The organism is Rhizobium sp. IBUN (assembly GCF_000510625.1).
In the GTDB taxonomy this organism is placed as follows: Bacteria; Pseudomonadota; Alphaproteobacteria; order Rhizobiales; family Rhizobiaceae; genus Rhizobium; species Rhizobium altiplani.
The window spans coordinates 1-23,476 of record NZ_AZNV01000017.1 but is presented as its reverse complement, the minus strand read 5'-3'; the positions used below and the strand labels follow the sequence as shown (position 1 = coordinate 23,476).

General features: G+C 61.6%; 22 protein-coding genes. 10 read left to right on the top strand and 12 right to left on the bottom strand.

Going from position 1 to position 23,476, the window contains the following annotated elements:
• Positions 1-44: 44 nt before the first annotated feature.
• Positions 45-482, top strand: a complete 438-nt coding sequence (locus tag RHIBUN_RS0116750; RefSeq protein ID WP_051420064.1) for an NUDIX domain-containing protein — start codon at positions 45-47, stop codon at positions 480-482.
• 9 nt (positions 483-491) lie between these two features.
• Here the strand turns inward: RHIBUN_RS0116750 and RHIBUN_RS0116745 are convergent, their stop codons facing one another.
• Entirely contained in the window at positions 492-1,478 is a 987-nt protein-coding gene (locus RHIBUN_RS0116745) for a glutathione S-transferase family protein (RefSeq protein WP_025660400.1), read from the bottom strand.
• Positions 1,479-1,748: 270 nt separating this feature from the next.
• On the opposite strand from RHIBUN_RS0116745, the gene RHIBUN_RS0116740 reads away from it, so the two are divergent.
• Together RHIBUN_RS0116740 and RHIBUN_RS0116735 are read left to right on the top strand one after the other, a co-directional pair.
• Positions 1,749-2,249: an N-acetyltransferase gene (locus RHIBUN_RS0116740; RefSeq protein ID WP_025660399.1), complete on the top strand. Its 501-nt coding sequence runs from the start codon at positions 1,749-1,751 to the stop codon at positions 2,247-2,249.
• Between the two features lie 72 nt (positions 2,250-2,321).
• The gene (locus tag RHIBUN_RS0116735; protein ID WP_025660398.1) at positions 2,322-3,632 is read left to right on the top strand and encodes an MFS transporter; all 1,311 of its coding nucleotides are present in this window, start codon (positions 2,322-2,324) and stop codon (positions 3,630-3,632) included.
• Here RHIBUN_RS0116735 and RHIBUN_RS0116730 read toward each other — a convergent pair.
• The 5 genes from RHIBUN_RS0116730 to RHIBUN_RS0116710 are packed head-to-tail and all read right to left on the bottom strand — an operon-like array spanning position 3,629 to position 10,874.
• Entirely contained in the window at positions 3,629-4,045 is a 417-nt protein-coding gene (locus RHIBUN_RS0116730; protein WP_025660397.1) for a GNAT family N-acetyltransferase, read from the bottom strand. The two genes, RHIBUN_RS0116735 and RHIBUN_RS0116730, sit on opposite strands and share 4 nt — an antisense overlap.
• A gap of 4 nt (positions 4,046-4,049) precedes the next feature.
• On the bottom strand, positions 4,050-6,119 hold the full coding sequence (locus tag RHIBUN_RS0116725) for a membrane protein (RefSeq protein WP_018857601.1): 2,070 nt from the start codon (positions 6,117-6,119) through the stop codon (positions 4,050-4,052).
• Position 6,120: 1 nt separating this feature from the next.
• A complete protein-coding gene (locus RHIBUN_RS0116720; protein ID WP_025660396.1) occupies positions 6,121-8,934 on the bottom strand; it encodes a DUF4159 domain-containing protein in 2,814 nt (937 codons plus the stop codon).
• On the bottom strand, positions 8,931-9,851 hold the full coding sequence (locus RHIBUN_RS0116715) for a DUF58 domain-containing protein (protein WP_018857603.1): 921 nt from the start codon (positions 9,849-9,851) through the stop codon (positions 8,931-8,933). Before RHIBUN_RS0116715 ends, RHIBUN_RS0116720 begins: the two co-directional genes overlap by 4 nt.
• A 12-nt stretch (positions 9,852-9,863) precedes the next feature.
• A complete protein-coding gene (locus RHIBUN_RS0116710; RefSeq protein ID WP_025660395.1) occupies positions 9,864-10,874 on the bottom strand; it encodes a MoxR family ATPase in 1,011 nt (336 codons plus the stop codon).
• Positions 10,875-11,032: 158 nt separating this feature from the next.
• Between RHIBUN_RS0116710 and RHIBUN_RS0116705 the strand changes: the two genes are divergently transcribed.
• The 3 genes from RHIBUN_RS0116705 to RHIBUN_RS0116695 are packed head-to-tail and all read left to right on the top strand — an operon-like array spanning position 11,033 to position 13,550.
• On the top strand, positions 11,033-11,656 hold the full coding sequence (locus RHIBUN_RS0116705) for a DUF1285 domain-containing protein (RefSeq protein WP_025660394.1): 624 nt from the start codon (positions 11,033-11,035) through the stop codon (positions 11,654-11,656).
• On the top strand, positions 11,653-12,303 hold the full coding sequence (locus tag RHIBUN_RS0116700) for a CoA pyrophosphatase (RefSeq protein WP_018857606.1): 651 nt from the start codon (positions 11,653-11,655) through the stop codon (positions 12,301-12,303). Before RHIBUN_RS0116705 ends, RHIBUN_RS0116700 begins: the two co-directional genes overlap by 4 nt.
• A complete protein-coding gene (locus RHIBUN_RS0116695; protein WP_025660393.1) occupies positions 12,300-13,550 on the top strand; it encodes a CCA tRNA nucleotidyltransferase in 1,251 nt (416 codons plus the stop codon). Before RHIBUN_RS0116700 ends, RHIBUN_RS0116695 begins: the two co-directional genes overlap by 4 nt.
• A 1-nt stretch (position 13,551) precedes the next feature.
• On the opposite strand, the gene RHIBUN_RS0116690 is transcribed toward RHIBUN_RS0116695, so the two are convergent.
• The 3 genes from RHIBUN_RS0116690 to hemF form a co-directional block, all read right to left on the bottom strand.
• Positions 13,552-13,737: a DUF1059 domain-containing protein gene (locus tag RHIBUN_RS0116690; RefSeq protein WP_018857608.1), complete on the bottom strand. Its 186-nt coding sequence runs from the start codon at positions 13,735-13,737 to the stop codon at positions 13,552-13,554.
• Between the two features lie 111 nt (positions 13,738-13,848).
• Positions 13,849-14,109, bottom strand: coding sequence for a hypothetical protein (locus tag RHIBUN_RS0116685; RefSeq protein ID WP_025660392.1), 261 nt, complete (start codon positions 14,107-14,109; stop codon positions 13,849-13,851).
• A gap of 90 nt (positions 14,110-14,199) precedes the next feature.
• The gene (gene hemF, locus RHIBUN_RS0116680) at positions 14,200-15,114 is read right to left on the bottom strand and encodes an oxygen-dependent coproporphyrinogen oxidase (RefSeq protein WP_025660391.1); all 915 of its coding nucleotides are present in this window, start codon (positions 15,112-15,114) and stop codon (positions 14,200-14,202) included.
• A 166-nt stretch (positions 15,115-15,280) separates the two neighbouring features.
• Here hemF and RHIBUN_RS0116675 point away from each other — a divergent pair, with 166 nt between their 5' ends.
• Positions 15,281-15,541 (top strand): hypothetical protein, encoded by a 261-nt coding sequence (locus RHIBUN_RS0116675; protein ID WP_025660390.1) that lies wholly within the window; start codon positions 15,281-15,283, stop codon positions 15,539-15,541.
• A gap of 5 nt (positions 15,542-15,546) precedes the next feature.
• On the opposite strand, the gene RHIBUN_RS0116670 is transcribed toward RHIBUN_RS0116675, so the two are convergent.
• A complete protein-coding gene (locus tag RHIBUN_RS0116670) occupies positions 15,547-17,193 on the bottom strand; it encodes a Na/Pi cotransporter family protein (RefSeq protein ID WP_025660389.1) in 1,647 nt (548 codons plus the stop codon).
• 195 nt (positions 17,194-17,388) lie between these two features.
• Positions 17,389-17,850 (bottom strand): tRNA (cytidine(34)-2'-O)-methyltransferase, encoded by a 462-nt coding sequence (locus RHIBUN_RS0116665; RefSeq protein ID WP_018857613.1) that lies wholly within the window; start codon positions 17,848-17,850, stop codon positions 17,389-17,391.
• A 388-nt stretch (positions 17,851-18,238) separates the two neighbouring features.
• Between RHIBUN_RS0116665 and RHIBUN_RS0116660 the strand changes: the two genes are divergently transcribed.
• A complete protein-coding gene (locus RHIBUN_RS0116660) occupies positions 18,239-20,095 on the top strand; it encodes an ABC transporter ATP-binding protein (protein ID WP_025660388.1) in 1,857 nt (618 codons plus the stop codon).
• A gap of 58 nt (positions 20,096-20,153) precedes the next feature.
• On the opposite strand, the gene RHIBUN_RS0116655 is transcribed toward RHIBUN_RS0116660, so the two are convergent.
• Positions 20,154-20,363: a ribbon-helix-helix protein, CopG family gene (locus RHIBUN_RS0116655; protein ID WP_018857615.1), complete on the bottom strand. Its 210-nt coding sequence runs from the start codon at positions 20,361-20,363 to the stop codon at positions 20,154-20,156.
• Between the two features lie 182 nt (positions 20,364-20,545).
• Between RHIBUN_RS0116655 and RHIBUN_RS0116650 the strand changes: the two genes are divergently transcribed.
• A complete protein-coding gene (locus RHIBUN_RS0116650) occupies positions 20,546-22,465 on the top strand; it encodes an ABC transporter ATP-binding protein (RefSeq protein ID WP_025660386.1) in 1,920 nt (639 codons plus the stop codon).
• 323 nt (positions 22,466-22,788) lie between these two features.
• Positions 22,789-23,367 (top strand): ubiquinol-cytochrome c reductase iron-sulfur subunit, encoded by a 579-nt coding sequence (petA, locus tag RHIBUN_RS0116645; RefSeq protein WP_018857617.1) that lies wholly within the window; start codon positions 22,789-22,791, stop codon positions 23,365-23,367.
• Positions 23,368-23,476 lie beyond the last annotated feature (109 nt).

Genomic DNA, 23,476 nt, shown 5'->3' with positions numbered 1-23,476 from the left:
AAAGCGTGACCAGAACCATACGCCCCTGGCAGTCGCGAGTGCTGATGCGCATCGTGCATATGTATTTCGCGGTTGCGCGCGGAATGACGATGGGCGTGCGGGCCGCCTGCTTCGATTCGGCGGGTCGTATCTTTCTCGTGCGGCACAGCTACCTGCCGGGCTGGCACATGCCTGGCGGCGGGCTGGAGCGTAATGAGACTGCCGAGGCAGCCTTGATCAAGGAGCTTCGCGAGGAAGGGAATTTGCGCATCCTCGGACGGCCGGAGCTCTTCCACATCTATTTCAATACGGCGGCCAGCCGCCGCGATCATGTCCTTTTCTATAAGACGCAGGTTGAGCAGACGGCACCGCGCCCGCCAGACCGGGAAATCGTCGAGTGCGGCTTCTTCGCGATCGATGATCTGCCAGTGGGCACAACGGACGCGACGCGTCGTCGTCTGGCTGAACTCGCGGGCGAGCGGGAGCCCGCCCACGTGTGGTAGAGCGCAGGGCTAGGCCGCTGCCAGTAGGGCACGGCCATGCGGGCGATCGAGATCCAGTGCCGGGCCGACAGGCACGATGCCGGTCGGATTGATCGTCGTGTGGCTGCGGTAATAGTGGTCCTTGATGTGGCGGAAGTTGACCGTCTCCTTGACGCCCGGCGTCTGATAGAGATCGCGCAGATAGGCCGACAGATTGGGGTAGTCGTCGATGCGGCGAATGTTGCACTTGAAGTGGCCGACATAGACAGCATCGAAGCGCACCAAAGTCGTGAACAGCCGCCAATCGGCCTCGGTCAGTCGATCGCCGAAGAGATAACGACCCTTGCCGAGACGGTCTTCCAGCATGTCCAGCGTTTCGAAGAGCCTGACGACATTTTCGCCATAGGCTTCCTGTGTCGTGGCAAAGCCGGCCTTGTAGACGCCGTTGTTGACGGTGTCGTAGACGACGGCGTTGAGCTCATCGATATCGGCGTGCAGGTCGTTCGGGTAGAAATCGGCGGTCGAGCCCGTCAGATGATCGAAGGCGCTGTTGAACATCCGGATGATTTCGGAGGACTCGTTGTTGACGATCGTGTTGGTCTTCTTGTCCCACAAGACCGGAACGGTCACCCGGCCGGAATAGTGCGGGTCGGCCTTCAAGTAGATTTCGTATAGCGTCTTGGCGTCGAAGAGATGGTCGCCGGTGGCGCCGTCGCCGATCTTGAATTCCCAGCCCTTCGAAAGCATCAGCGGATCGACGACCGAAACGCTGATGAGGTTTTCGAGCTTCTTCAGCTTGCGGAAGACCAGGGTCCGATGCGCCCACGGGCACGCCAGCGAGACATAAAGGTGGTAGCGGTCTGCCTCTGCCTTGAAACCACCCGTTCCGGACGGGCCAGCCGCTCCGTCCGCTGTAATCCAGTTCCGAAACTGCGAGGCGGCGCGCTTGAAGTGCCCCTTGGTTTCCTTCGTGTCGTACCAGACGTCATGCCAGACGCCATCAACCAGCATGCCCATATTGTGATCCTTCAAATTATCCTTGGCTCGAACATATCCCACGTCCTGGCGATTTGCAGGGCGGTAAAGATTGAACACTGCGTCACGCCGCGCCGTCGCTTTCTAAATTTCCATTGGACGACTGAAATTTTTCCTGCTATCGGCGATTTCACATTTCTGGAAACCGATTTGATGTTTGCACCGAGAAACCTGCGACGACGCTGATGCTCCCGAACGCCTGACGGCGTGCTCGAGATCCATCAACTCTGTCTATCCGGTTTCCGTCTCATCATGCACAAGCACGATCTGGTCTACCTCACTGAGGATGCGTCGCACGACGCTGCTATCGAACACATCAACGAAGAAGCATTCGGCCCTGGCCGGCATACGCGTGCGGCCGCCCGGATCCGCGAGCAGGGGCCGCACGATCTCTCGCTCTCCTTCATTTGCGCCGATGATGGCGAGACCATTGCATCGGTGCGGATGACGGCTGTTCAGGCCGGCTCGGTGAATGGGCACCTGCTTGGGCCGCTTGCCGTACGGCCGTCGCACAAGGGTCGCGGCATCGGCCGGGAACTCGTCCGGATTGCCATCGACGCCGCGCGTCGCAAGGGATCGGAAGCGGTCATCCTCGTCGGCGATCCGCCTTACTACTGCCCCCTCGGCTTCGAGCGGGTGGCCCACAACGCGATCACGTTTCCCGGTCCCGTTGATCCGTCTCGCGTGCTGGTCGTGCCGCTTGTCGAGGATGCGCATAGCAGGCTGAAGGGAACTATCGGCTGGCGAAAATAGGTTGCATGCGGTATTGAGAGCCATAGGCCTGAGACACGCTTCGCGTGATTTTTCAGGGGCTTGAGAGGTAGCATGAGCAACGTTTCCATGGACGAGGCGCTGGATCGCGCCGGCACCGGGCCCTTCCAGTGGCGCCTGATCGGCATCTTCGGTCTTGTCTGGACAGCGGACGCGATGCAGGTCCTCGCCGTCGGCTTTACGGCAGCCTCGATCGCGGCCACCTTCGGGTTGACTGTTCCGCAAGCCCTGCAGACAGGTACGCTGTTCTTTCTCGGCATGCTCATCGGCGCTGTCGCCTTTGGGCGCCTGGCCGACAAGGTCGGGCGGCGTCGGGTCCTGATCACCACTGTTGCCTGCGATGCGCTTTTCGGCACCCTTTCCATCTTCGCTCCCAGCTTTGCCAGCCTGCTCGTGCTGCGTTTCCTGACAGGCGTGGCGGTCGGTGGCACGTTGCCTGTCGACTACGCGATGATGGCGGAGTTCCTGCCCGCCAAGAGCCGCGGCCGCTGGCTGGTGGCGTTGGAAGGCTTCTGGGCGGTCGGCACGCTGATCGTCGCACTGGCTGCCTGGGCTGCGAGCGTCGCCGGGGTAGCCGATACCTGGCGCTACATTTTCGCCGTCACCGCAGTTCCGGCGCTGCTGGGCCTGACACTGCGCTTCTTCGTTCCTGAATCGCCACTCTACCTGCTGCGGACCGGGCGGGCGGGCGAGGCCAAGGTGATCGTCAACCGAATGCTCGCGCTGCACCGGAAAGCACCACTGCTGCCCGAGGATCAAATCGTCGCGTCGCCGCAGGTGGCTGAGGGCATCTTCTCCGACGAGCTTCGTCGCCGAAGTGTACTGATCCTGACGATCTGGTTCCTGGTTTCCGTTTCCTACTACGGGGTCTTCACCTGGATGCCGGCGAAGCTGGCCAGCGATGGGTTCGGCTTCGTCCGCGGATACGGCTTTCTGGTCTTCGTCGCCCTGGCTCAGATCCCGGGCTATGTACTTGCCGCCTACGGGGTCGAGACTTGGGGTCGCAGGCCGACCTTGATCGGTTTCTGCCTGCAGTCTGCGCTTGGTTGCCTGCTCTTCGTGGTTTCTCCTGACGACATGCTGATCGGCGTGTCGCTGCTGGTCATGAGTTTTGCGCTACTCGGGACGTGGGGCGCGCTCTATGCCTACACCCCGGAACTCTATCCCACCGCCTCACGGGCGACAGGCATGGGCGCTGCGGGGGCGATGGCCCGCCTTGGCGGACTGCTGGCTCCATCCCTGATGGCGTTCATCGTCACGGGTGGGTTCGGTCTGGCCATCGGCCTGTTTGCGGGCCTGCTGGTCGTGGCGGCCTTTGCGGCAACGGCGATCGATACTGAAACACGCCAGGCGGCGCTCAGCTAGAGCATCTTGCGCAGAAACGTGCGGGTACGGCCTTTCGGAAACTCTGGTAGTTCGCCGAATATCTCGTAGCCTTGCCGTTGATACGATCGCAGGGCTAGCGGATTGAAGGTGTCGATCCAGGCCCCATGGCAGCCACGTGCCGCTGCTTCCTCTTCCGCCAAAGCAAGGATCTTGCCGGCCATGCCCTTGCCGCGTTCCTCGTCGGGAATGTACAGCAACTGCGTGAAGAGCCATCCCCAGGCGGTATAGCCGGACAGGCCACCGGTGACGTTCCCGTCGGTATCTCGAATGAGAACCGCGAGCGGTTGCCGTTCGGCTGGGCCGACGTCATGGACGTTGAAGGCTGATAGCGCGTCGCCGATCGTGCTGAGATCATCGGCGGCGGGCGAGCCGGTCACTTCAAACTCGGCCATGCCGTTAACGCCCTTCGCGCCACCACATGGCGCCAAAGGCAAGCAGCAGAATGCCGACACCGGCGAAACCGGCAAACAGCGGCAGGGTGTTGATGCCCTTCAGCACCGTTTCGTTGGTAAGGTGGATCTGCATGCGATCGTCGTCGGCAACGCGGATCTGGCCGCGAACCGGCAGGATCGGCGGGATGCTGATCGCGCCGCTGCTATCGGAAACGCGGGTGACGAGCCCCTTCGACTTGTCGGAAATCGGCTTCAACGCCTCGGTCGTCGAGATCATGGCCTTGAATTCAGGAGCATCGACTGCGCCGACATGCGCCAGCGTCGTCATGTCGCCGTTTCTGATCTCGAAAAGGCCGATCTCGTCCATCTTCTTCTCGGCCTTGAAGAGGCCCGGCTCGGCTTGCGTCAGGGGGAGAGTTTCCGTCCTTCCCGAGGGATATCGGACCGTTGCATTGCCCGGGTCGCCGCCAATGGTCTGACGCGTGATCTCCAGCGTGCGGCCGGATGCGCGTGCCGTCAGGGCCTCTTCCTCAAGGGCGGGCTCCTTCATCAGCCAGTGGGCGACGCGGCGATAGAGCGACACATGCGGGCCTCCGCCCTCGAAGCCGCGGGCCCAGAGCCAGCCCTGGTCGGAGAGCAGCATGGCGACACGCCCCTGTCCGGCGCGATTGAGAACGAGCAGCGGATGGTTGTCAGCGCCGACCATCACCGTCTGGCCCTGCGGCGGCTCCACATCGACGCTGCGGAACCAGCGGCCCCAATGCGGCGGTTCGTCAGCGGATCCATCGAGGCCGCGGGTAACGGGGTGCTTGCGGCCTTCCTCCGAAAGCCGGGGGTAGAAGGCTTTTTCGATCATCTGCCCGGTCGGCGCGGCCGGCAGCACCGACGATAGCGGCGTCAGGGCAATCGAATCCTGGCCGGCATGCTCTGGGCCGGCAGCGATCAACAGCGCGCCGCCATTTTCCACGTACTGGGCGATATAGTCGTAGTAGAGGATCGGCAGCACGCCGCGATGCTGATAGCGGTCGAAGATGATCAGGTCGAAGTCCTTGATCTTATCGACGAACAACTCGCGGGTTGGGAAGGCGATCAGCGACAGTTCGTTGATCGGTGTGCCGTCCTGCTTTTCGGGCGGGCGCAGAATGGTAAAGTGGACGAGATCCACCGAGGCATCCGACTTCAAGAGATTGCGCCAGGCGCGCTCGCCGGCATGCGGCTCGCCGGAGACGAGCAGAACGCGCAGGTTTTCGCGAATGCCGTCGATCAGGTGGACCGCGCGGTTGTTGGCGTCGGTGACTTCGCCCGGAAGATCGGCGACCGAAAATTCGAGGACGTTGCTGCCGCCGCGCTCGACCTTGAACGAAAACGGCGTGTCGCGGCCAGGCGTTGCCTGGAGCGTGGCGATCTCGTTGCCGTTGAGTTTCACCGTGACGCTTGCCGTGCCGCCGGGGCTCGGTCCGTCGTCGAAGACGCGCAGCATCAATTGCTGCTCCTCATTGACGATCCCGAAGCGCGGTGCCTTCACGACCTCGATGCGGCGGTCGAATTCGTTGGCCTTGCCCGTGATCAGGCCGTGGATCGGCGCGTCGAAGCCGAGCGCCTGATTGACGCCTGGAACGTCGTGGATTTCGCCGTCCGTCAGCATGATCGCGCCCCCGATGCGCGCGGGCGGCACGTCCGCGACAGCCGCCGAAAGCGCATTGAACAGCCGGGTCGAGGGAGCATCGGAATCTTGCGGCTCCGTCGCGTCGACGTAGCGCGGCTCGACATTGGGGAAGCGCGAGAGGCGATCCTTCAACTGCGCCAGGGCATCGTCGGTCATCTTGATGCGATCAGGCGTTTGCTGGCTCTGGCTGCGGTCAACAATGACGGGCACGACGGTCGACAGTGGGTCGCGATCTTCCTGCAGCAAGAGAGGGTTGGCGAGGGCAGCCAGCAAGGCAAGGGCCGCGATCGAACGGATCCATGCGCCGCGCACGCCGCGCCAGATGCCAAAGGCAGCGGTTGCGAGAACAATGACCGCCAGACCCGCCAGGAGCGACCAAGGAATGAAGGGTGAAAAATCAACCGTCATATCACTGTCCCAACCGTTCCAGCAGGGCGGGGACGTGGACCTGATCGGTCTTGTAGTTGCCGGTTAGCATGTACATCATGATGTTGACGCCGCTGCGGTAGGCGTATTCGCGCTGTGTCTCGTCCGGGGGGACCGTCGGCAACAACGGTACCCCATTGTCATCGACGGCCCAGGCACCGGCAAAGTCGTTGCCGGTGATGAGGATCGGGGAAACGCCGTCGGCCGTGGCCGCCGACTTGGCGTTTTCGGGACGACTTTCCTGGCGTGCTTCAATCCAGAGCGGGCTACCCGTGTAGCGGCCGGGGAAGCTTGAGAGCAGGTAGAACGATTTCGTCAGCACGTGGTCCGACGGCACCGGTTCCAGCGGCGGAATATCGAGATTGGCAAGGATTTGCTGCAAGCGCTCGCCGTTGGCGCTGACCGAGCCGCCATTGTTGTCGAGCGCGCTGAACTGATCGCGCGTATCGAAGAGCACGGTTCCGCCGGCGCGCATATAGGCATCGATCTTGTTGATTGCAGCTGCCGAGGGCATCGGCGCGGTGGCCGAGATCGGCCAATAGATGATCGGATAGAAGGTGAGCTCATCCTTGGTGAGATCCACGCCGACAGGCGGCGATGGCTCCAACGTGGTGCGGTATGTCAGGAATTCCGTCAGGCCCTCCAGCCCGCGTTCGGATATGTGGTCGACGTCCTGTTCGCCGGTGACGACATAGGCGAGGTGCGTATTGTCGAGCCGCTGGAAGATCTGATCGTCGCCGGGCTTGGAGTCGTCGGCATGCGATTGCCCCGGCTGCAGGAAGAAGGCCGCACTGACCGCCACAGCGACAAGCGCCGCTGTTCGCGCCGCCGGGCGCAGCCTCGAGAAAGCGCCGCTCATGAACATTACGATCAGGCTGTCGGCCAGCAGCAACAGGAAGGCGATCAGGAACAGCGCGGGCTTTGCCGACCAGGTTTCGCCGCCGATCAGCCCTTCGCGCACGACTGTGAGACCCGACGTATCAAGCGGCTTCAGTTCGGCATTCTTCGGCAGGATGTTCAGCGCGGTAAATCCTTCTTCGGAGCCGTAAAGGCCGGGCGGGTTGTCGAAGCTTGCGACCGGCGTGACCTTCGCGTTCGGGATCAGCGGACGCGCCGTGCCGGTTTCGGTCGTGAGTGCGCCTTTGGCGGTCAACAATCGGAAAGGCGGCAGCGCCTCGGCGGTCGATGCACCGCCGGCTTCAGCGGTAACGCCACCGGAACGCGACAACTGGACGAGGCGGCGCAGCATCTCGACAAAATTGCCCGAGATCGGCAGGTCAGACCACGTCGCTTCTGCGCTGACATGGAACAGGACGATCCTGCCTGCATTGATCGGCTTCGTCGTCACCAGCGGCGTGCCATCGGCGAGGCTCGCCCAGGTGCGCTCGGCAAGATCCGGCGTCGGCTCTGCGAGAACCTGCCGCTTGACCGTAACATCGGTCGGCTTCGGCATGCCGGCGAAGGGGCCGAAGGTTGGAAATTCGGCGAGGGGCTGCGGTTCGGCCCATGAGAGCGCGCCACCCAATGCACGCTCGCCCTGGCGCAACGTCACCGGCACCAGCGGATCGTCGGCGGGTGCCGCGGCAAGGCGCGGCCCGGCGAAGCGGACAAGTGTTCCGCCATTTGCGATCCAGCGCTGCAACGGCTCGTAGGTTTCCTGGGGTAGGCGACCGATATCCGCCATGATGATGACAGATGGATTCTGCGACAGGAGATCCGGGATCGAGGTCGCGAGATCAGGCGTGTTCGGCTCGATCAAATCGGCATAAGGCTGCAAAGCGCGCTGGATGTAATAGAGCGGCGAAAGCAGCGGTTGGAACGTGTCACCGACCTCACCTGATAGCAGAACCACGCGGCGACGCTTGAAACCGTCGTCGAGCAGATGCACGGCGCCAGCCGTCGCGTGGTTATCGATGCTGACGCGCGCGAAATCGTTGCGCATTTCAAACGGTGCGGTGATTGATCCGGTCGCGACGCTCTGACCCGGCTGGAAATCGATCGAGCCGGTCGCGATCGCGCGTCCCTGCGTGTCCTGCGCGGTGATCGGGCGCGAGGCGGCAGCGCCACTGTCGAGGCGCGTGGCGGTGACCGTCATCGCGTCGGCGGCATTGCTTGCGGACGTGATCGCAATCGTTTCGTTTGCGTCCCCTGAGATCAATCGCAATTGGGCAGGCGAGAGGTCGGAAAGCTGGCGGACGGTCGTGTCGTTCTCTCTTGCGGCGGCGCCATCCGTAAGGAAGGCGAGAGTGCCGGGATGGAGGCCGTTCAGCGCGGCGCGGAGAGCCTCGAAAGCACGCTGGCGATCCGGCACAAGCGGCTTCGGTTCTGCGGCACGCAGCTTGTCGCGGGCGACGGCTGCCGTTCCGGGGACGGCATCGTTGGTCGGGTCGGCGGTGAAGGCGATCGCCACCGGAGTACCAGCGGATTCCGCGTCGTCGATCAGGGTGTCAGCGGTCTTCACGCGGCGATCCCAATCCGGCGAGGTGGCCCAGCCGTTGTCAACAAAGAGCACGAGCGGACCGCCGGAAGCGATTGAATTGGTGCGCGGATTGAAGACCGGATCGGCGATGGCCAGGATGACTGCGGTCGCAAGCAGCATGCGCAGCAGCGTCAGCCACCAGGGACTCTGGGCAGGGGTTTCTTCCCGCTTCAGGACCGTGGCGAGAATCTTCAGAGGTGGGAAGACTTCTGTCTTCGGGCGCGGCGGCGTCAGTCTGAGAAGCCACCAGATGATCGGCAAGGCCACAAGGGCGCCGAGGATTGCGGGATAGGCAAAGGCAAAGGGGAGAGCGTTCACGCGCGTTCTCCCTGCGTCATCCTTGCGGGCATGCCCGATAGGTACATGTGGACGGCGACCAGCGCTTCAGAGGCTAGGTGGTCTGTGCGGTGGCTGACGAAGGTCCAGCCCATGTGGCGCAGCGCCTGGCCGAGATCGTCCCGGCGGTCGAGATAGGCGCGGGTATAGGCTTCGCGAACATGCTCGGCGCGGCCGGATGTCAGCTTCGACCCTGTCTCGGGGTCGGTGAATTCGGTGCGGCCATCATACGGGAAGAGCTCCTCGGCCGGATCGGCGATCTCGATCACGTGGCCGCGCAGACCGCGCCGCGCCAAGGGGGCGATGCGCGCCATCACTGCTCGCGCGTCATCGAGAAAATCGCCAATCAAGACGAGTTCGCTCCAGCCGCGGATCATCGCCGTGTCGGGCAGCCCTCCGCTTAGCGGCGCGTGCATCAATGCCGTCGCAAGCCGTTCCGCGGCATTGCGTGCGGCAATCGGTTCCATGACGCCGGGACATCCGATGCGTTCGCCGGAACGCGCCAGGATTTCGGCAAGCGCCAGCATGATGACGAGCGCGCGGCCTTCCTTGGAGGCGTTTCCGAAGGTCGACTTGTACATCATCGAGGGAGACATGTCGGCCCAGAGCCAGATCGTATGGGCTGCTTCCCACTCGCGGTCGCGGATGTAGGTATGGTCGTCGCGCGCCGAACGGCGCCAATCGATGCGGGATAGACTTTCGCCCTCGGTATAGGGACGGAACTGCCAGAAATTCTCGCCGATGCCGCGCTTGCGGCGACCGTGCCAGCCGGCGATCACCGTGTTGGCGATCCGCTTGGCCTCGACCAGACAATCCGGCACAAGGCTCGCCCGCTGCCTTGCGCGAGCGAGGGCGTCATTGCCCGAGGTCGGATTGACGATCTGTCCGATGGGTGCCACGCAGACGCTTCCTTATCCCTTGGCCTGCTTGACCAGCCCTTCGATGACATCGCGAACCGACATGCCTTCCGCGCGGGCCGCAAATGTCAGCGCCATGCGGTGCTGCAGCACCGGTTCCGCGAGGGCATGGACGTCGTCAATAGACGGCGCCAGGCGGCCTTCGTAGAGGGCACGGGCGCGGGCGCAAAGCATCATGGCTTGGCCGGCGCGCGGACCAGGGCCCCAGGCGACGTTCTTGTCGGTCGCGGCATTTCCCTGACCCGGACGGGCCGAGCGAACAAGCGCGAGGATGGCGTCGACAACCTTGTCGCTGACCGGCATCTGGCGAATGAGCGTTTGGATTTCGACGAGGCGCTCCGCGTTCAGGATCGCTTGCGGCGTCGTTTCGCTGATCCCGGTCGTCTCGAGCAGGATCTGTCGCTCGGCGGCGAGCTCCGGATAGTGGACGTCTACCTGGAGAAGGAAGCGGTCGAGCTGCGCCTCGGGCAAGGGATAGGTGCCTTCCTGCTCCAGCGGGTTCTGGGTGGCCAGGACGTGGAAGGGCGCGGGCAGATCGTAGCGGTGGCCGGCAACGGTGATGTGGTATTCCTGCATGGACTGCAGCAGGGCCGATTGCGTGCGCGGCGACGCGCGGTTGATTTCGTCGGCCATGAGGAGTTGGGCGAACACCGGACCCTTGACGAAACGGAAGGAACGGCGGCCGCTGTCATCTTGGTCCATCACTTCGGAGCCCAAGATATCGGAAGGCATCAGATCCGGTGTGAACTGAATGCGGTTGGAGGCGAGGCCAAGCACTTCGCCGAGGGTAGTAACGAGTTTGGTCTTGGCAAGGCCCGGCACACCGACCAGCAGGGCATGGCCGCCCGAAAGAACCGCGAGGAGAGTGTTCTCGACGACGCTTTCCTGGCCGAAGATCACCTTCGAGACTTCACCCCGCACGGCGGCAATATCTGCAAGGGCCTTCTCGGCCGCGGCGATGATCGCCTTTTCATCGAGGGGGGCTTCGGTCTTCATCATACCCATAAGGCATCTCCAGCGGGTGATCTCATTCGTCGCGAATCGGCAGACTTACACGCAAGCGTCATACCAGATAGAGTTATGGAGATGTTGCGGGCTGACAAGTTCGTTCCGAATGACTATCTCGTGACCTTCTTGAGTTAAAGACAAACCGGGACAGAAGAATGGCAGCCGAAGAGATCAAGGCGACAACAGACGCGGCCGGTCTTGCTGCGATGATTTCGCGCGCCGCCGGCGATGCAGGGGCCAAAGCCCGAGGCCTTCCGCCCGTCGACAAGTGGAATCCGCCGTTCTGCGGCGATATCGACATGGAAATCCGAACGGACGGAACATGGTTCTACATGGGAACGCCGATCGGCCGGGCGCCGCTCGTCAGGTTGTTCTCCACGGTCCTGCGCAAGGACGAAGATGAGAAGACCTACCTTGTAACCCCCGTCGAACGGGTTGGTATCCGGGTTGTCGATGCGCCGTTCGTCGCCGTTGAAATGAATGCCGGAGAAAGGGATGGCGAGCCGCTGCTAACTTTCCGGACCAATGTCGGTGACGTGGTCGAGGCTGGGCCGGAGCATCCGCTGCGTTTTGTAGTTCATGGCGAAAACAGCGAGCTGAAGCCCTATCTTCATGTTCGCGGGCGGCTGGAGGCGCTGGTTTCGCGACCGATCATGTACGAACTCGTCGAGCTCGGCGAACGCCTTGAAGTCGACGGTAAGACGATGTTCTGTCTGCGCTCCGGCGGTGTGACCTTTCCTGTCATGCCGGCGGAAGAACTGGATGCACTCTCCCGATGAACAATGTTTTGACCGAAAACCGTTCGCTCTATTCAGCGGCTGAATTCCGCCGTCGCGCTCTTCACCAGAGCGGTGGTCCGGTGGATCTCTCCTGGCGTGATCACGGCGATCACATTCTCAACCCCGATATCGTCACGCAGGTGGAGACCTTCAAACTTCGCGATGCCGCGGTGCTGGTGCCTGTTATCGACGATGGTGACGATGCGCATGTGATTTTCACGCAGCGCACGGCGACGCTGCGCAAGCATTCCGGACAGATCGCGTTCCCGGGTGGAAAGATTGACGCCATCGACGGCTCCGCCGAAAAGGCCGCAATCCGGGAAACCGAAGAGGAGATCGGCATCGACGGCTCCTTTGTCGAGACCGTGGCGCGGCTTCCGAACTATCTGGCGTCGACCGGCTTCCGTATAACGCCAGTGCTCGCCGTTGTTCGGCGCGGCTTCGAATTGAAACTCAACCCCACCGAGGTGGATGACGTGTTCGAAGTACCACTGTCCTTTCTCATGAACCCGGCCAACCACAGCCGCGACAGGCGCGTGCTTGACGGTCTCGAACGACAATTCTACCGGATGCCCTATGAAAGCCGGATGATCTGGGGCATTACCGCCGGCATCGTTCGCACCCTCTATGAAAGGCTCTATGCATGACCAACCTTGGCAACGAGGCATGGTTCAAGGATCCGGCTCTGACGCGTGTTTTTGCGTTGCTCAACTCTGATGGAGAAGGGCGCGTCGTCGGTGGGGCGGTCCGCAACAGCCTCATGGGGCTTCCGGTCAGTGACATTGATGTCGCCACGACCCTTACGCCGGAGCAGGTCATCGAGCGGGCGGTTGCCGCTGGGATCAAGGCTGTGCCGACCGGCGTGGCGCACGGCACTGTGACCCTCGTCATCGATGGCAAGCCGTTCGAAGTCACGACGCTGAGGGCAGACGTGGAAACCGATGGGCGGCGTGCAAAGGTAGCCTTCAGCTCCGATTGGCGGACAGACGCGGAACGCCGCGACCTCACGATCAACGCGCTCTATGTCGACGCCAAAGGCGATGTGATCGACCTGGTCGGTGGTCTCGCCGATATCGAGAAGCGCAATATCCGCTTCATTGGGGACGCGGCGACGCGTGTTGCCGAGGACTATCTGCGTGTCCTGCGATTTTTCCGGTTCTTCGCCTACTATGGCTCCGGTCGCCCGGATGCTGATGGGTTGAGAGCCTGCGCATCGGCTCGCGCCAAGCTGAAGACGCTTTCAGCCGAAAGGGTCTGGTCGGAACTGCGCAAGCTACTCAGCGCCGAAGATCCCGGACGGGCACTTCTGTGGATGCGACAGGTCGGCGTGCTCAGCGAAATCCTGCCAGAGACTGAGAAATGGGGGATCGACACCATTCCGACATTGATCGGTACGGAGAAAACGCTTGCCTGGAAGCCAGATCCGCTTCTGCGTCTTGCTGCCATCATTCCGCCCGATGCCGATCGGCTGGAGAAGATGGCGGCGCGCCTCAAGCTGGCCAATGCCGAGGCCGCCTGGTTCAAGGCATGGGCCAAGGCGCCTGTTATCAATGATGAATTGTCCTCGGCCGCCCTTTCACGACTGCTTTATCGGCACGGCGCCGACGGCATCAATACCCGCTTGAAACTTGCGCTGGCAACAGCACGCGGCAAGGCGGAAGGTGACACACAGGAGATGGCTCGCTCGGCAAGGCTCGGCAAGCTGCTCGAACTGGCGGAAAACTGGAAGAAACCGCAATTCCCGATCAATGGCGGCGACGTCATGGCTGCCGGTGTCCCGACCGGGAAGCAGGTCGGCGAGACGCTGTCGGTCTTGGAAGACGCCTGGATCGAGGAAAACTTCATACCGGACCGGGCGGCGTTGCTCGCCCGGCTGAAGGATCTGGTGGGGTAGTTTAGGCCGCTGTCGCCTCGTTGCGGATGCGGGCCTTGATGTTTTCTACCATGTTTTCGCGGATCACGGTCTCGCCGTGGGCGTTGCGCATATGTTCGACAACGCGACGGACGATTTCGGCATCGTCATTCGCGCGGGTATGCCAGTCGCATCCAGGAACGAGCGTTCCGCATTCGAAGAGTCTCATTCTTTTCCTCCTTCGGTTTCACGCGATTGCGCGATGCTGCAATGGCTGAATGCTCGAGGGGTAAGAAGGTTCCGGCCGGCGCGAAGGACCGGCCGGTTCGTCATTTTCTCGTTATTCGGGCATCGCCCAGGATCTAAAGCAATCTGTCGCCGCCTTGTTGTCCGGACGCTTTGCCAGACGGTCCAGTTCTTCCGGTGTCTTGCCGCCTGCCAGCTGGAGCTTCACTTGTTCCACAAAGCAGGAAAGGGGAAGGTCGGAGCCGCTTTTCGCCCGCAGCCGTTCTGCAATCCGGCTCAAAAATTCGGGTGCATCCATAGATGGGGGTTGCTCTGGCGCACCCGCCGATGCCGCAGAGCTACTTTGTACCGTCATGACAATCCTCCTCCGATTGTTACGCGTACATGCACAGAGTTAGTGGTCCAGTCTCCGAATTTAAGCCCTTCAGACGTCTTTTTTGTCTGATCACGGCCAACGGACAAGAGGGGGCAACGATGAGAGAATGGACTCGACGTTTCCTCCTGTCTTGAGGCCAAAGATTGTACCTCGATCATAGAGTAAATTGAACTCAACATAGCGCCCACGGCGAATCAATTGTTCGTCACGATCCGCGTCTGTCCACGGCTTATTGAAGTTGGTGCGAACAATGCGTGGATAAACCATGGCGAAAGCCCGTCCGACGTCGCGGGTGAAGGCGAAATCGGCGTCCCATCCGCCGGCTTCCTCGCCGGAATGCAGCCAGTCATAGAAGATGCCGCCGATGCCGCGCGCTTCGTTGCGGTGCTTGAGGAAGAAATACTCCTCGCACCATTTCTTGTAGGCGGAGTAATCGGCGACGCCCGAGTGGCTGCGGCAGGCGATTTCCATCGCCTTGTGAAACAGCTGGCTGTCCTCATCTTCCTGCGTACGGCGGCGGTCGAGCACTGGCGTCAGGTCGGCGCCGCCGCCGAACCAGCGGCTCGAGGTTACGACCATGCGCGTGTTCATGTGAACGGCCGGTACGTTGGGGTTGACCGGATGGGCGATCAGCGAGATGCCAGAGGCCCAGAAACGCGGATCTTCCTTGGCGCCGGGCATCTGGGCGCGCAGATCAGGCGCGAATTCGCCATAGACGGTGGATGTATGCACGCCAACCTTCTCGAAAACGCGGCCATGCATCATCGACATGCGGCCGCCGCCACCGGCGCCATTTTCGCGCGTCCATTCCTTCGCCACGAAGAGGCCGGGTTCTCTATCGGAGAGTGGGCCCGAGAGTTCGTCTTCGAGCGCTTCGAATGAGGCGCAGATAGTATCGCGAAGACTTTCAAACCAGGCGCGGGCGACTGACTTCTTCTCTTCGATATCGTCCGGCAGGCCGATCGGAAGTTCGGGTCGTTCCATTTCATCTCTCTCCGAGCGGGTCGCTATCGACTCGCGCTTTCGTCTTTGCTGCTCTGATAGCAGGTAGGGCAGGGTCCTGCCAGCAGAGGCGATGCCTGAGGGCTCCTCAGATTCGACTCGCAAAAGGCGGCTTTCGATACTACCTTTTTGTCACAGAGGTAGGCTCATGACGAAAATCCCTGGACCTCCGTCGTTCGACGGTCTCAAGCGACGGATTGCTTCCCACCGGGCGGAAGGCACACCCCGGAAGAACGATCGTTTCGTGCGACAAACCTATTGCCTCAATCTGCTCGACGCGCGCGCCAAGGCGCGCGAATGGTTCGACGAGTATCCCAAGGCCGCGTACTGGACGGAAGTCGAGAGTTGGCGCCAGTTGGAAGGCGACCAGATCGAATTCACCATGCGCCGGCTGCCGTCCGCCGATTGATCGGTCTACTCGGCCGCACCCTTCAACCTGCTTTCGATGAGCAGGCCGCTTTCGTCGAGGATGGGGTGGGCGACGGAGACGATGTGGGCGTTGATGCGCTTTAGGTCGCGCAGCATGTCGAGGTGCAGCGAGCTTGTCTGCAGGCTGTCGGCACGACCGTCGCGCAGGCGCTCCAGATGCCGCTCCGACGATTGCTTCTCCATCCGGCGAACCTCGACCTTCACCTCCATCAACTGCCTGGCGAGATTGAAGTCGCCGGTGACGAGGATCGTCTGGGCAATGCGCAGATTGTCGATCGTCAGGTGGAAGAGCTTGCGCAGCTCCTCATAGCCTTCCTGCGAGAATTTCAAGCCGAGCGAAACCTTCTTCGTCACCTGCGGCATCAGCCCCTTCTCGATGATGTCGCCGATGTGTTCGAGATTGATGGCGTAGTCGATGATCACGATCGAGCGACGCCCGTCCTCTTCGCTGAGCCCGGCATGGCCGAGCTTGGAGAGATAGATCTTCACCTCCTGCTGCAGGCTGTCGACCCGCTTTTCCAGCGACGGGATTTCCTTGAGTTTCGTCAGGTTGTTGGCCTCGAAGGCATCCGAGGCGCGCATCAGCATGCGTTCGATCAGGTCACCGACGCCGAGCACCTCCCTTGTCGCACTGGCCAGCGCCACGACCGGTGTCGCCAGCTCCTGCTGGTCGAGATAGCGTGGTCCGCCCTCCGCCTGGGCCTCTTCCGGCACCAGCCTGAGCATCAGCCGTGACAGGGGGCGGGAGAACGGCCAGGCGAGCGCAGCCAGCATCAGGTTGAAGCCGAGATGGGCGTCGACCGGCAGTTTTGCCGGCGTCAGCGGCAGCGTTCCAAGCAGGTCGGCGCCGTAGCCTGCGAGCGGCAATGCGATCAGGCAGCCGATGGCGCGTACGATCAGATTGCCGAGCGTGACGCGCCTGGCGGCTGCCGGACCGGCAAGCGAGGCGATCACCGGCGGAATGGCGCCGCCGAGATTGGCGCCGAGCACCAGAACGATGATCAGCCCTGCTGACAGGATGCCCGTCGAGGCCAGCGAGAGAATGAGGACGACGGCGGCAAGGCTCGACGACGAGATGAAGGCGATGACTGCGGAAAAGGCGAGTGCGACCGGCCAGGCATTGTCGAGCAGGGCAATGAAGGCGCCGAGCGCCGGCGACTGCCGCATCGGTTCGGTGGCGCTGCTCAAAAGATGCAGCGACAACAGCATCAGGCCGATGCCGATCAGTGCGGTGCCGCCACCCTGGCGCGACGACGAGCCGCTGCGATGCAGCACCATGCCGGCAAGGATCACCAGTGGTGACAGCCACGCGATGCCGGTGGCGACGATCCAGGCGGTCACCGCGGTTCCGACATTGGCGCCGAGCAGGACGATCTGCGCCATGCGCGGCTTCACCAGCTCGCGCTCGACGAAGGAGGCGACCATCAGCGCGGTTGCCGTCGAACTCTGCAGCGCAACCGTCGCAAAGAAGCCCGAGACGAACGAGCACAGGCCGCTGCGCGTGCCGGTGGCAAGGCCGGTGCGCAACCGCGCCCCAAACGCACGCGACACGCCGTCTTTCACCTGGGCCAGGCCGAACAGCAGCAGCGCTACCGCGCCGAACAGGTTGATCATGACGATCGTCGATTCCATGCTGCCGTTTCTTTGCCTCTTATGCGGGAAGGGTGTTCCTATTCGAATATAGGTTCTCAAGTGTTTGAAAATATGGCGTTACGCGCGCAATTTTTATTGCTCGGCTAAAAACTATACGCTGCTTGGGGAAATTCACAACGTCGTTCGCGACATATTTTGAAGCGGTATCGTCGTCGAGGTCGCGAAGGTCGGAAATCAGCGCCAGACGGTCTGCCGCATGGCTTCTCCGACGATCATCGCAGCCGAGACGGCGACGTTTATCGAGCGTTGGCCTTCCACCATGGGAACGAGGATCCGGGCGTCGGCTGCCGCGTGGACATGATCAGGGACGCCGGCGCTCTCGCGGCCGAAAAGAAGGATGTCGTCGTCACGGAATGCGAAGTCGGTATAGCGGTCGGACGACTTGGTGGACGCCAGCACCAAACGCCGACCGGTAGCCTTTCGCCAGTCCTCGAAGCGATCCCAATTGACATGGCGGGTGAGGGCGGCTGCGGCGATATAGTCCATGCCTGCCCGTTTGAGGTTGCGGTCGGATATGTCGAAACCAGCAGGCTCGATAATGTCGACAGCGAAGCCAAGACAGGCGGCGAGACGCAGGATGGTTCCCGTATTGCCGGGTATGTCAGGCTGATAGAGCGCTAGTCTGAGGATCGCCATGGTTTAGGCCGTATTCTTCGGTTTTCGTCGAAGGACGCCTATTGCAACTGTGATTTCAGCGCAATAGGGCGCGTTTTGGCCGATAATTGTTCAATTTCCGGCCGGTCGGGGCTGGAAATTCTGCTTGATTCGCGTTAAGGGTGCACATCTTTTAATCGCCAGAAGGGAGCGCCAAGATGGAAATATTGCCGCGTATGCGCTCTCGATGCGTGACCCCGCGAGTGGCGACCTGGCACGCGTAGTGCCATTTCTCTCCTGAGTTCCCATTTCTAACCTTTGCGCGGCCGTTATGGCCTCGTCCCGTGAACGTCCGGTTCCCATATGAGCTCTCAAGCGCCGTTTTGCGCGAGCCGGGGAGGCTGGACCGATCAGGTTTCGGAGCATTTTCATGTTTGGCTGGTTCGAGCAGCGACTTAATCCTTTCCCGACCGAGGAGCCGGTTGCTCCTCCGAAGGGTCTTTTTGCATTTTGCTGGCACTACACGAAGCCGGCAGCACCGTGGCTCGCCATCATGGCAGTGCTGACGGCGCTGATCGCCGTCGGCGAGGTGGCGCTCTTCCAGTTCCTCGGTGATATCGTGGACTGGCTGACTAAAGCCGACAAGGCGACATTTCTGGAGTCGGAATGGCCGAGGTTGGCATGGATGGGATCGTTGATCCTCATCGGCCTGCCGCTGGCGGCGGGGCTGGATTCACTCATCATGCATCAGGTGCTACTCGGCAACTATCCGATGATCGCACGCTGGCAGATGCACCGTTTCCTCCTGCGTCACAGCATGACCTTTTTCGCCAACGAATTCGCCGGACGCGTTGCGACGAAGGTGATGCAGACGTCGCTTGCGGTTCGCGAAACGACGATGAAGATCCTCGATGTCTTCGTCTATGTCGTCACCTACTTCCTGTCGATGATCATTGTGATCGCTGCTGCCGACTGGCGGCTGATGATACCGATCCTCGTTTGGCTCGCTGTCTATATCGGAATCGTGTCCTACTTCGTGCCGCGGCTTCGCAAGATCGCGGCACAGCAGGCGGATGCGCGCTCTATGATGACGGGGCGGGTGGTCGACAGCTACACGAACATCGCGACGGTGAAGCTGTTCTCGCATGCCGGCCGCGAAGAGACCTATGCGCGTAGCGGCATGGAGGAGTTCCTCGAAACTGTCCACGCGCAGATGCGTCGCGTCACGTTGTTTCATATATCCGTCTATATGAACAACTGCGTGGCGTTGTTCGTGGTGTCCGGCCTGTCCATCTGGTTCTGGCTGAACGGACAGATCTCGGTCGGTGCCATTGCTATTGCGATCGGTCTTGCCATGCGTGTCAACGGCATGTCGCAGTGGATCATGTGGGAAGTCTCGGCGCTGTTCGAGAACATCGGCACGGTCTATGACGGCATGGAGATGATGACGAAGAAGCATGACATCGTCGACAAGCCGAACGCGCCGCAGTTGTCAGCGAGGAAGGGTGCAATCCACTACGAGCGCATCCGCTTCCACTATGGCAAGGGCAAAGGTGTCATCGACAATCTCTCCCTAGACATCAAGGCGGGTGAGAAGGTCGGCCTGGTCGGTCGCTCCGGTGCCGGCAAGACGACGCTGATGAACCTGTTGCTGCGCTTCTACGATCTGGAGGCCGGCCGCATCACGATCGATGGGCAGGACATCTCGGGCGTGTCCCAGGAAAGCCTGCGTGAACTGATCGGCGTCGTGACGCAGGATACGTCCCTGCTGCACCGGTCGATCCGCGACAACATCGCCTATGGCCGCCCGGACGCGACCGACGCCCAGGTGATCGAAGCCGCCAGGCGTGCGAATGCCTGGGACTTCATCGAAGGGCTTGTCGACATGCAGGGCCGCACAGGGCTCGACGCGCAGGTAGGCGAACGCGGCGTGAAGCTCTCCGGCGGCCAGCGTCAGCGCGTCGCGATCGCCCGCGTCTTCCTGAAGGACGCGCCGATCCTGGTGCTCGACGAGGCGACATCGGCGCTCGACTCCGAGGTCGAGGCGGCAATTCAGGAAAACCTATTTGCGCTGATGGAAGGCAAGACGGTGATTGCGATCGCGCATCGCCTGTCGACCCTGACCGAGATGGACCGTCTGATCGTGCTCGACAAGGGCAGGATCATCGAGGCCGGCGCACACGCAGAGCTGGTCCAGCAGGGCGGTATTTACGCTGACCTGTGGAACCGTCAGTCCGGCGGCTTCTTGGCCGATCACTCGGAAGAGGCGGAAGAGGCGGCCGAATAGAAAGAAGCCCTCCCTGCGGATGCGGGGGGCTTCTCTTTTCGTGTCCATGGATGTGGTGTCAGAGGCTGTCTGCCCAGTCTTTCACCCGGTTTCCTTCGACAAGCATGCTATTGGTCGACACAAGCGTACGCAATGCGAACAGACGTCGCTCTTCCTCGCGATCGACCCACGTAGAGATCGCCTCGGCGATTGCCTCGTCGTAGGACATTTCCAACTGTTCAACGATTGCATCAAGTCGTTCCGCAAGGGGCAGCGGAATACTCGACAATACTGTCTTCCTTGCTTGCATTGCGGCCGTCTCCCGTAAAAATCCATTGTACCTCGAGATTGTGACGAGGTCAGTCTCATTCAACAACGATGCCGTTGTTGTTACCGATTGTTACGAAAATATAAGGTTGCGCCCTGGGGCCGTTGCTTTCCCGCCCTGGCTAATAAGCCTATATCGCATTTATGCTGATAAAACGACTCCTTCGTGTCTTTGAAAATTGGATTAATCCCTTTGCGCCGCGGGAAAACATTCAGCCCCCGCGTTCCACGCTTGGATTCATCTGGTTCTATATCGGGCAGGCGAAGACGCCCTTCGTCGCGATGCTCGTGCTCGGCGGGATGTCGGCGGCAATCGAGGCGGCGCTCTTCTGGTTCGTCGGCCGGCTTGTCGATATCCTCGCGACGATCACGCCGGCCGCAGGCTGGAGCGGCCTTCTTGCCGCGCACGGCGCCGAACTCTTCGGTATGCTCGTCCTTATCGGCATCGTCCGCTTTGTCGTCGCGCTGTTGATTGCGCTCGTCGATCAGCAGGTGATCACGCCCGGCTTCTATAACCTCGCGCGCTGGCAATCCTACCTGCATGTTTCGAGGCAATCGCTCTCGTTCTTTCAAAGCGATTTCTCCGGCCGCGTCGTCACCAAGGTCTGGTCGGCGGGCCAGGCCACGGGCGATCTGGTGACGTCGCTGATGGAGAGCGTCTGGTTCGTCGGCATCTATGCGGCGACAACGCTGGTGCTCGTCGCGCGGCTGGATCTCTCGCTTGCCGTGGTCGTGCTCTGCTGGCTCGGCGTGTTCGGCGTTCTCGCGCGTTATTTCGTGCCCCGCATCCGATTGCATTCCCGGGAAACGGCGGAAGCGGCGTCGATGATCAACGGGCGCATGGTGGACGCCTACAGCAACATCCAGACACTGAAGCTGTTTGCGCGTGACGAAGAGAGCGACCGCTACATGCGGCAAGGCTTCGACTTCTATCAGCACACTGTCCTGCGGTTCACGCGCTTCATCACCGGGGTACGCGCCTCGATGGCACTGCTTTCGGGCATCATGATCGTTACGATGGCCGGACTGAGCGTTCATCTTTGGCTGGCGGGGCTCATCAGTTCCGGCGCGGTCGCCTTCTCGCTGGCGCTTGTGCTGCGCCTCAACTTCCTTCTCGGCCGGCTGATGACCCAGTTCAACGGCATCATGCGCAACCTCGGCACGATCCAGAATGCTGCCGAGCTGATCTCGCAGCCGCTTGGACTGGTCGATCGCCCCGGTGCCCGCGACCTTACTATTCGACAGCCCGGCATCCGCTTCGAGAACGTCTCTTTCCACTACGGCAGACCAGATGGCGTTATCGACAACTTCTCGCTCACGATCGAGCCGGGGGAGAAGGTCGGCATCGTCGGGCGCTCGGGCGCCGGCAAGTCGACACTGGTCAACCTCCTGCTGCGGCTCTACGACCTCGAAGGTGGACGGATCTTGATCGACGGCCAGGACATTGCGTCCGTCACGCAGGAAACCCTGCGCATGCAGATAGGCGTTGTCAGCCAGGATACGTCGCTCCTGCATCGTTCCGTCCGGGACAATATCTTGTTTGGGCGCCCTGATGCGGGCGAGGCGCGGTTGGTCGAAGCGGCTCGGCGCGCGGAAGCGCTTGGCTTCATCGAACGCCTGCAGGACCAGAATGGCCGCAGGGGTTTCGACGCGCACGTCGGGGAGCGTGGCGTGAAGCTTTCCGGCGGTCAGCGCCAGCGTATCGCGATTGCGCGCGTCATGCTGAAGGATGCGCCGATCCTCGTTCTCGACGAAGCAACATCGGCGCTGGATTCCGAGGTGGAAGAGGCGATCCAATCCAATCTGATCGGCCTCATGCAAGGCAAGACGGTGCTTGCCATCGCGCATCGGCTCTCGACCATCGCCGCCCTCGACCGATTGATCGTCGTCGACGAGGGTGGGATTATCGAAGAGGGGACGCACGAAGCTCTGCTGAAACAGGGTGGTCTCTATGCCGAACTCTGGGCACGGCAATCCGGTGGGTTCATCGCAACCGATGTCGAGCCGCCACCGCCCGGTTCAAAGGCACACCGTAAACTCGGCGACGAGGCCAAAGTCGTCTGAGATGCAGTGTTGCCTTCGGTCCACTGGAATGGTTTCAGCCGTAGTGGCCGGTCGGCGGGAACGCCGTCGACGCTGGTCCCGAAGGCTCGAGTTGGTGCAATGCGCAGCTGTGGCAAGCATGTGATTGTCTTCGAAAATCATCTGAAAATTCCCGCGACATTGTGCCCACATGGCCTTGCCAAGGCTGGACATAATTTGCGATCAAGCTTAGAACGCGCCGGATTGGTGGGGAATCTATGGTCGAATTGTGTCGCGACAGATTCGCCGCCGCGAGGAGCAGGGGCGGAGTTCCGCAAAATTTGCGTAGAGGATGGTTATAAGCCGTGAGCGAACACGAAACGACAGGCGAGATCACGGGCGAGCCGACTCGCCGTGATTTCCTTTATCTCACCACAGGCATGGCGGGGGCGGTTGGGGCCGTTGCGGTTGCATGGCCGTTTATCGACCAGATGCGTCCGGATGCTTCGACGTTGGCGCTGGCCTCGATCGAGGTTGACGTTTCCAGCCTCGAGCCGGGAATGTCGCTGACGGCCAAGTGGCGCGGCAAGCCGATCTTCATCCGCAACCGTACGCCCGAGGAAGTGAAGGCTGCCGATGAGGTGCCGCTTTCCGACCTGAAGGACCCGGTGGCGCGCAACGCCAACCTGCCGTCCGACGCGCAGGCGACCGGCGTCGACCGTTCGGCCGGCAAGGACAAGGAAAACTGGATCGTCATGATCGGCTCGTGCACCCATCTCGGCTGCATCCCGCTCGGCCAGGCCGGCGAATACAATGGTTGGTTCTGTCCCTGCCATGGCTCGGTCTACGACACGGCCGGCCGCATCCGCAAAGGNCCGGCGCCGCAGAACCTGGCGATCCCGACCTATTCGTTCGTTTCCGATAAAGTAATCAAGATCGGTTGAGGGGGACTGATTTATGAGTGGCCATTCCAGCTACGAGCCATCAACCGGCCTTGAGAAGTGGATCGATGCGCGCCTGCCTTTGCCGCGCATGGTCTATGACAGTTTCGTC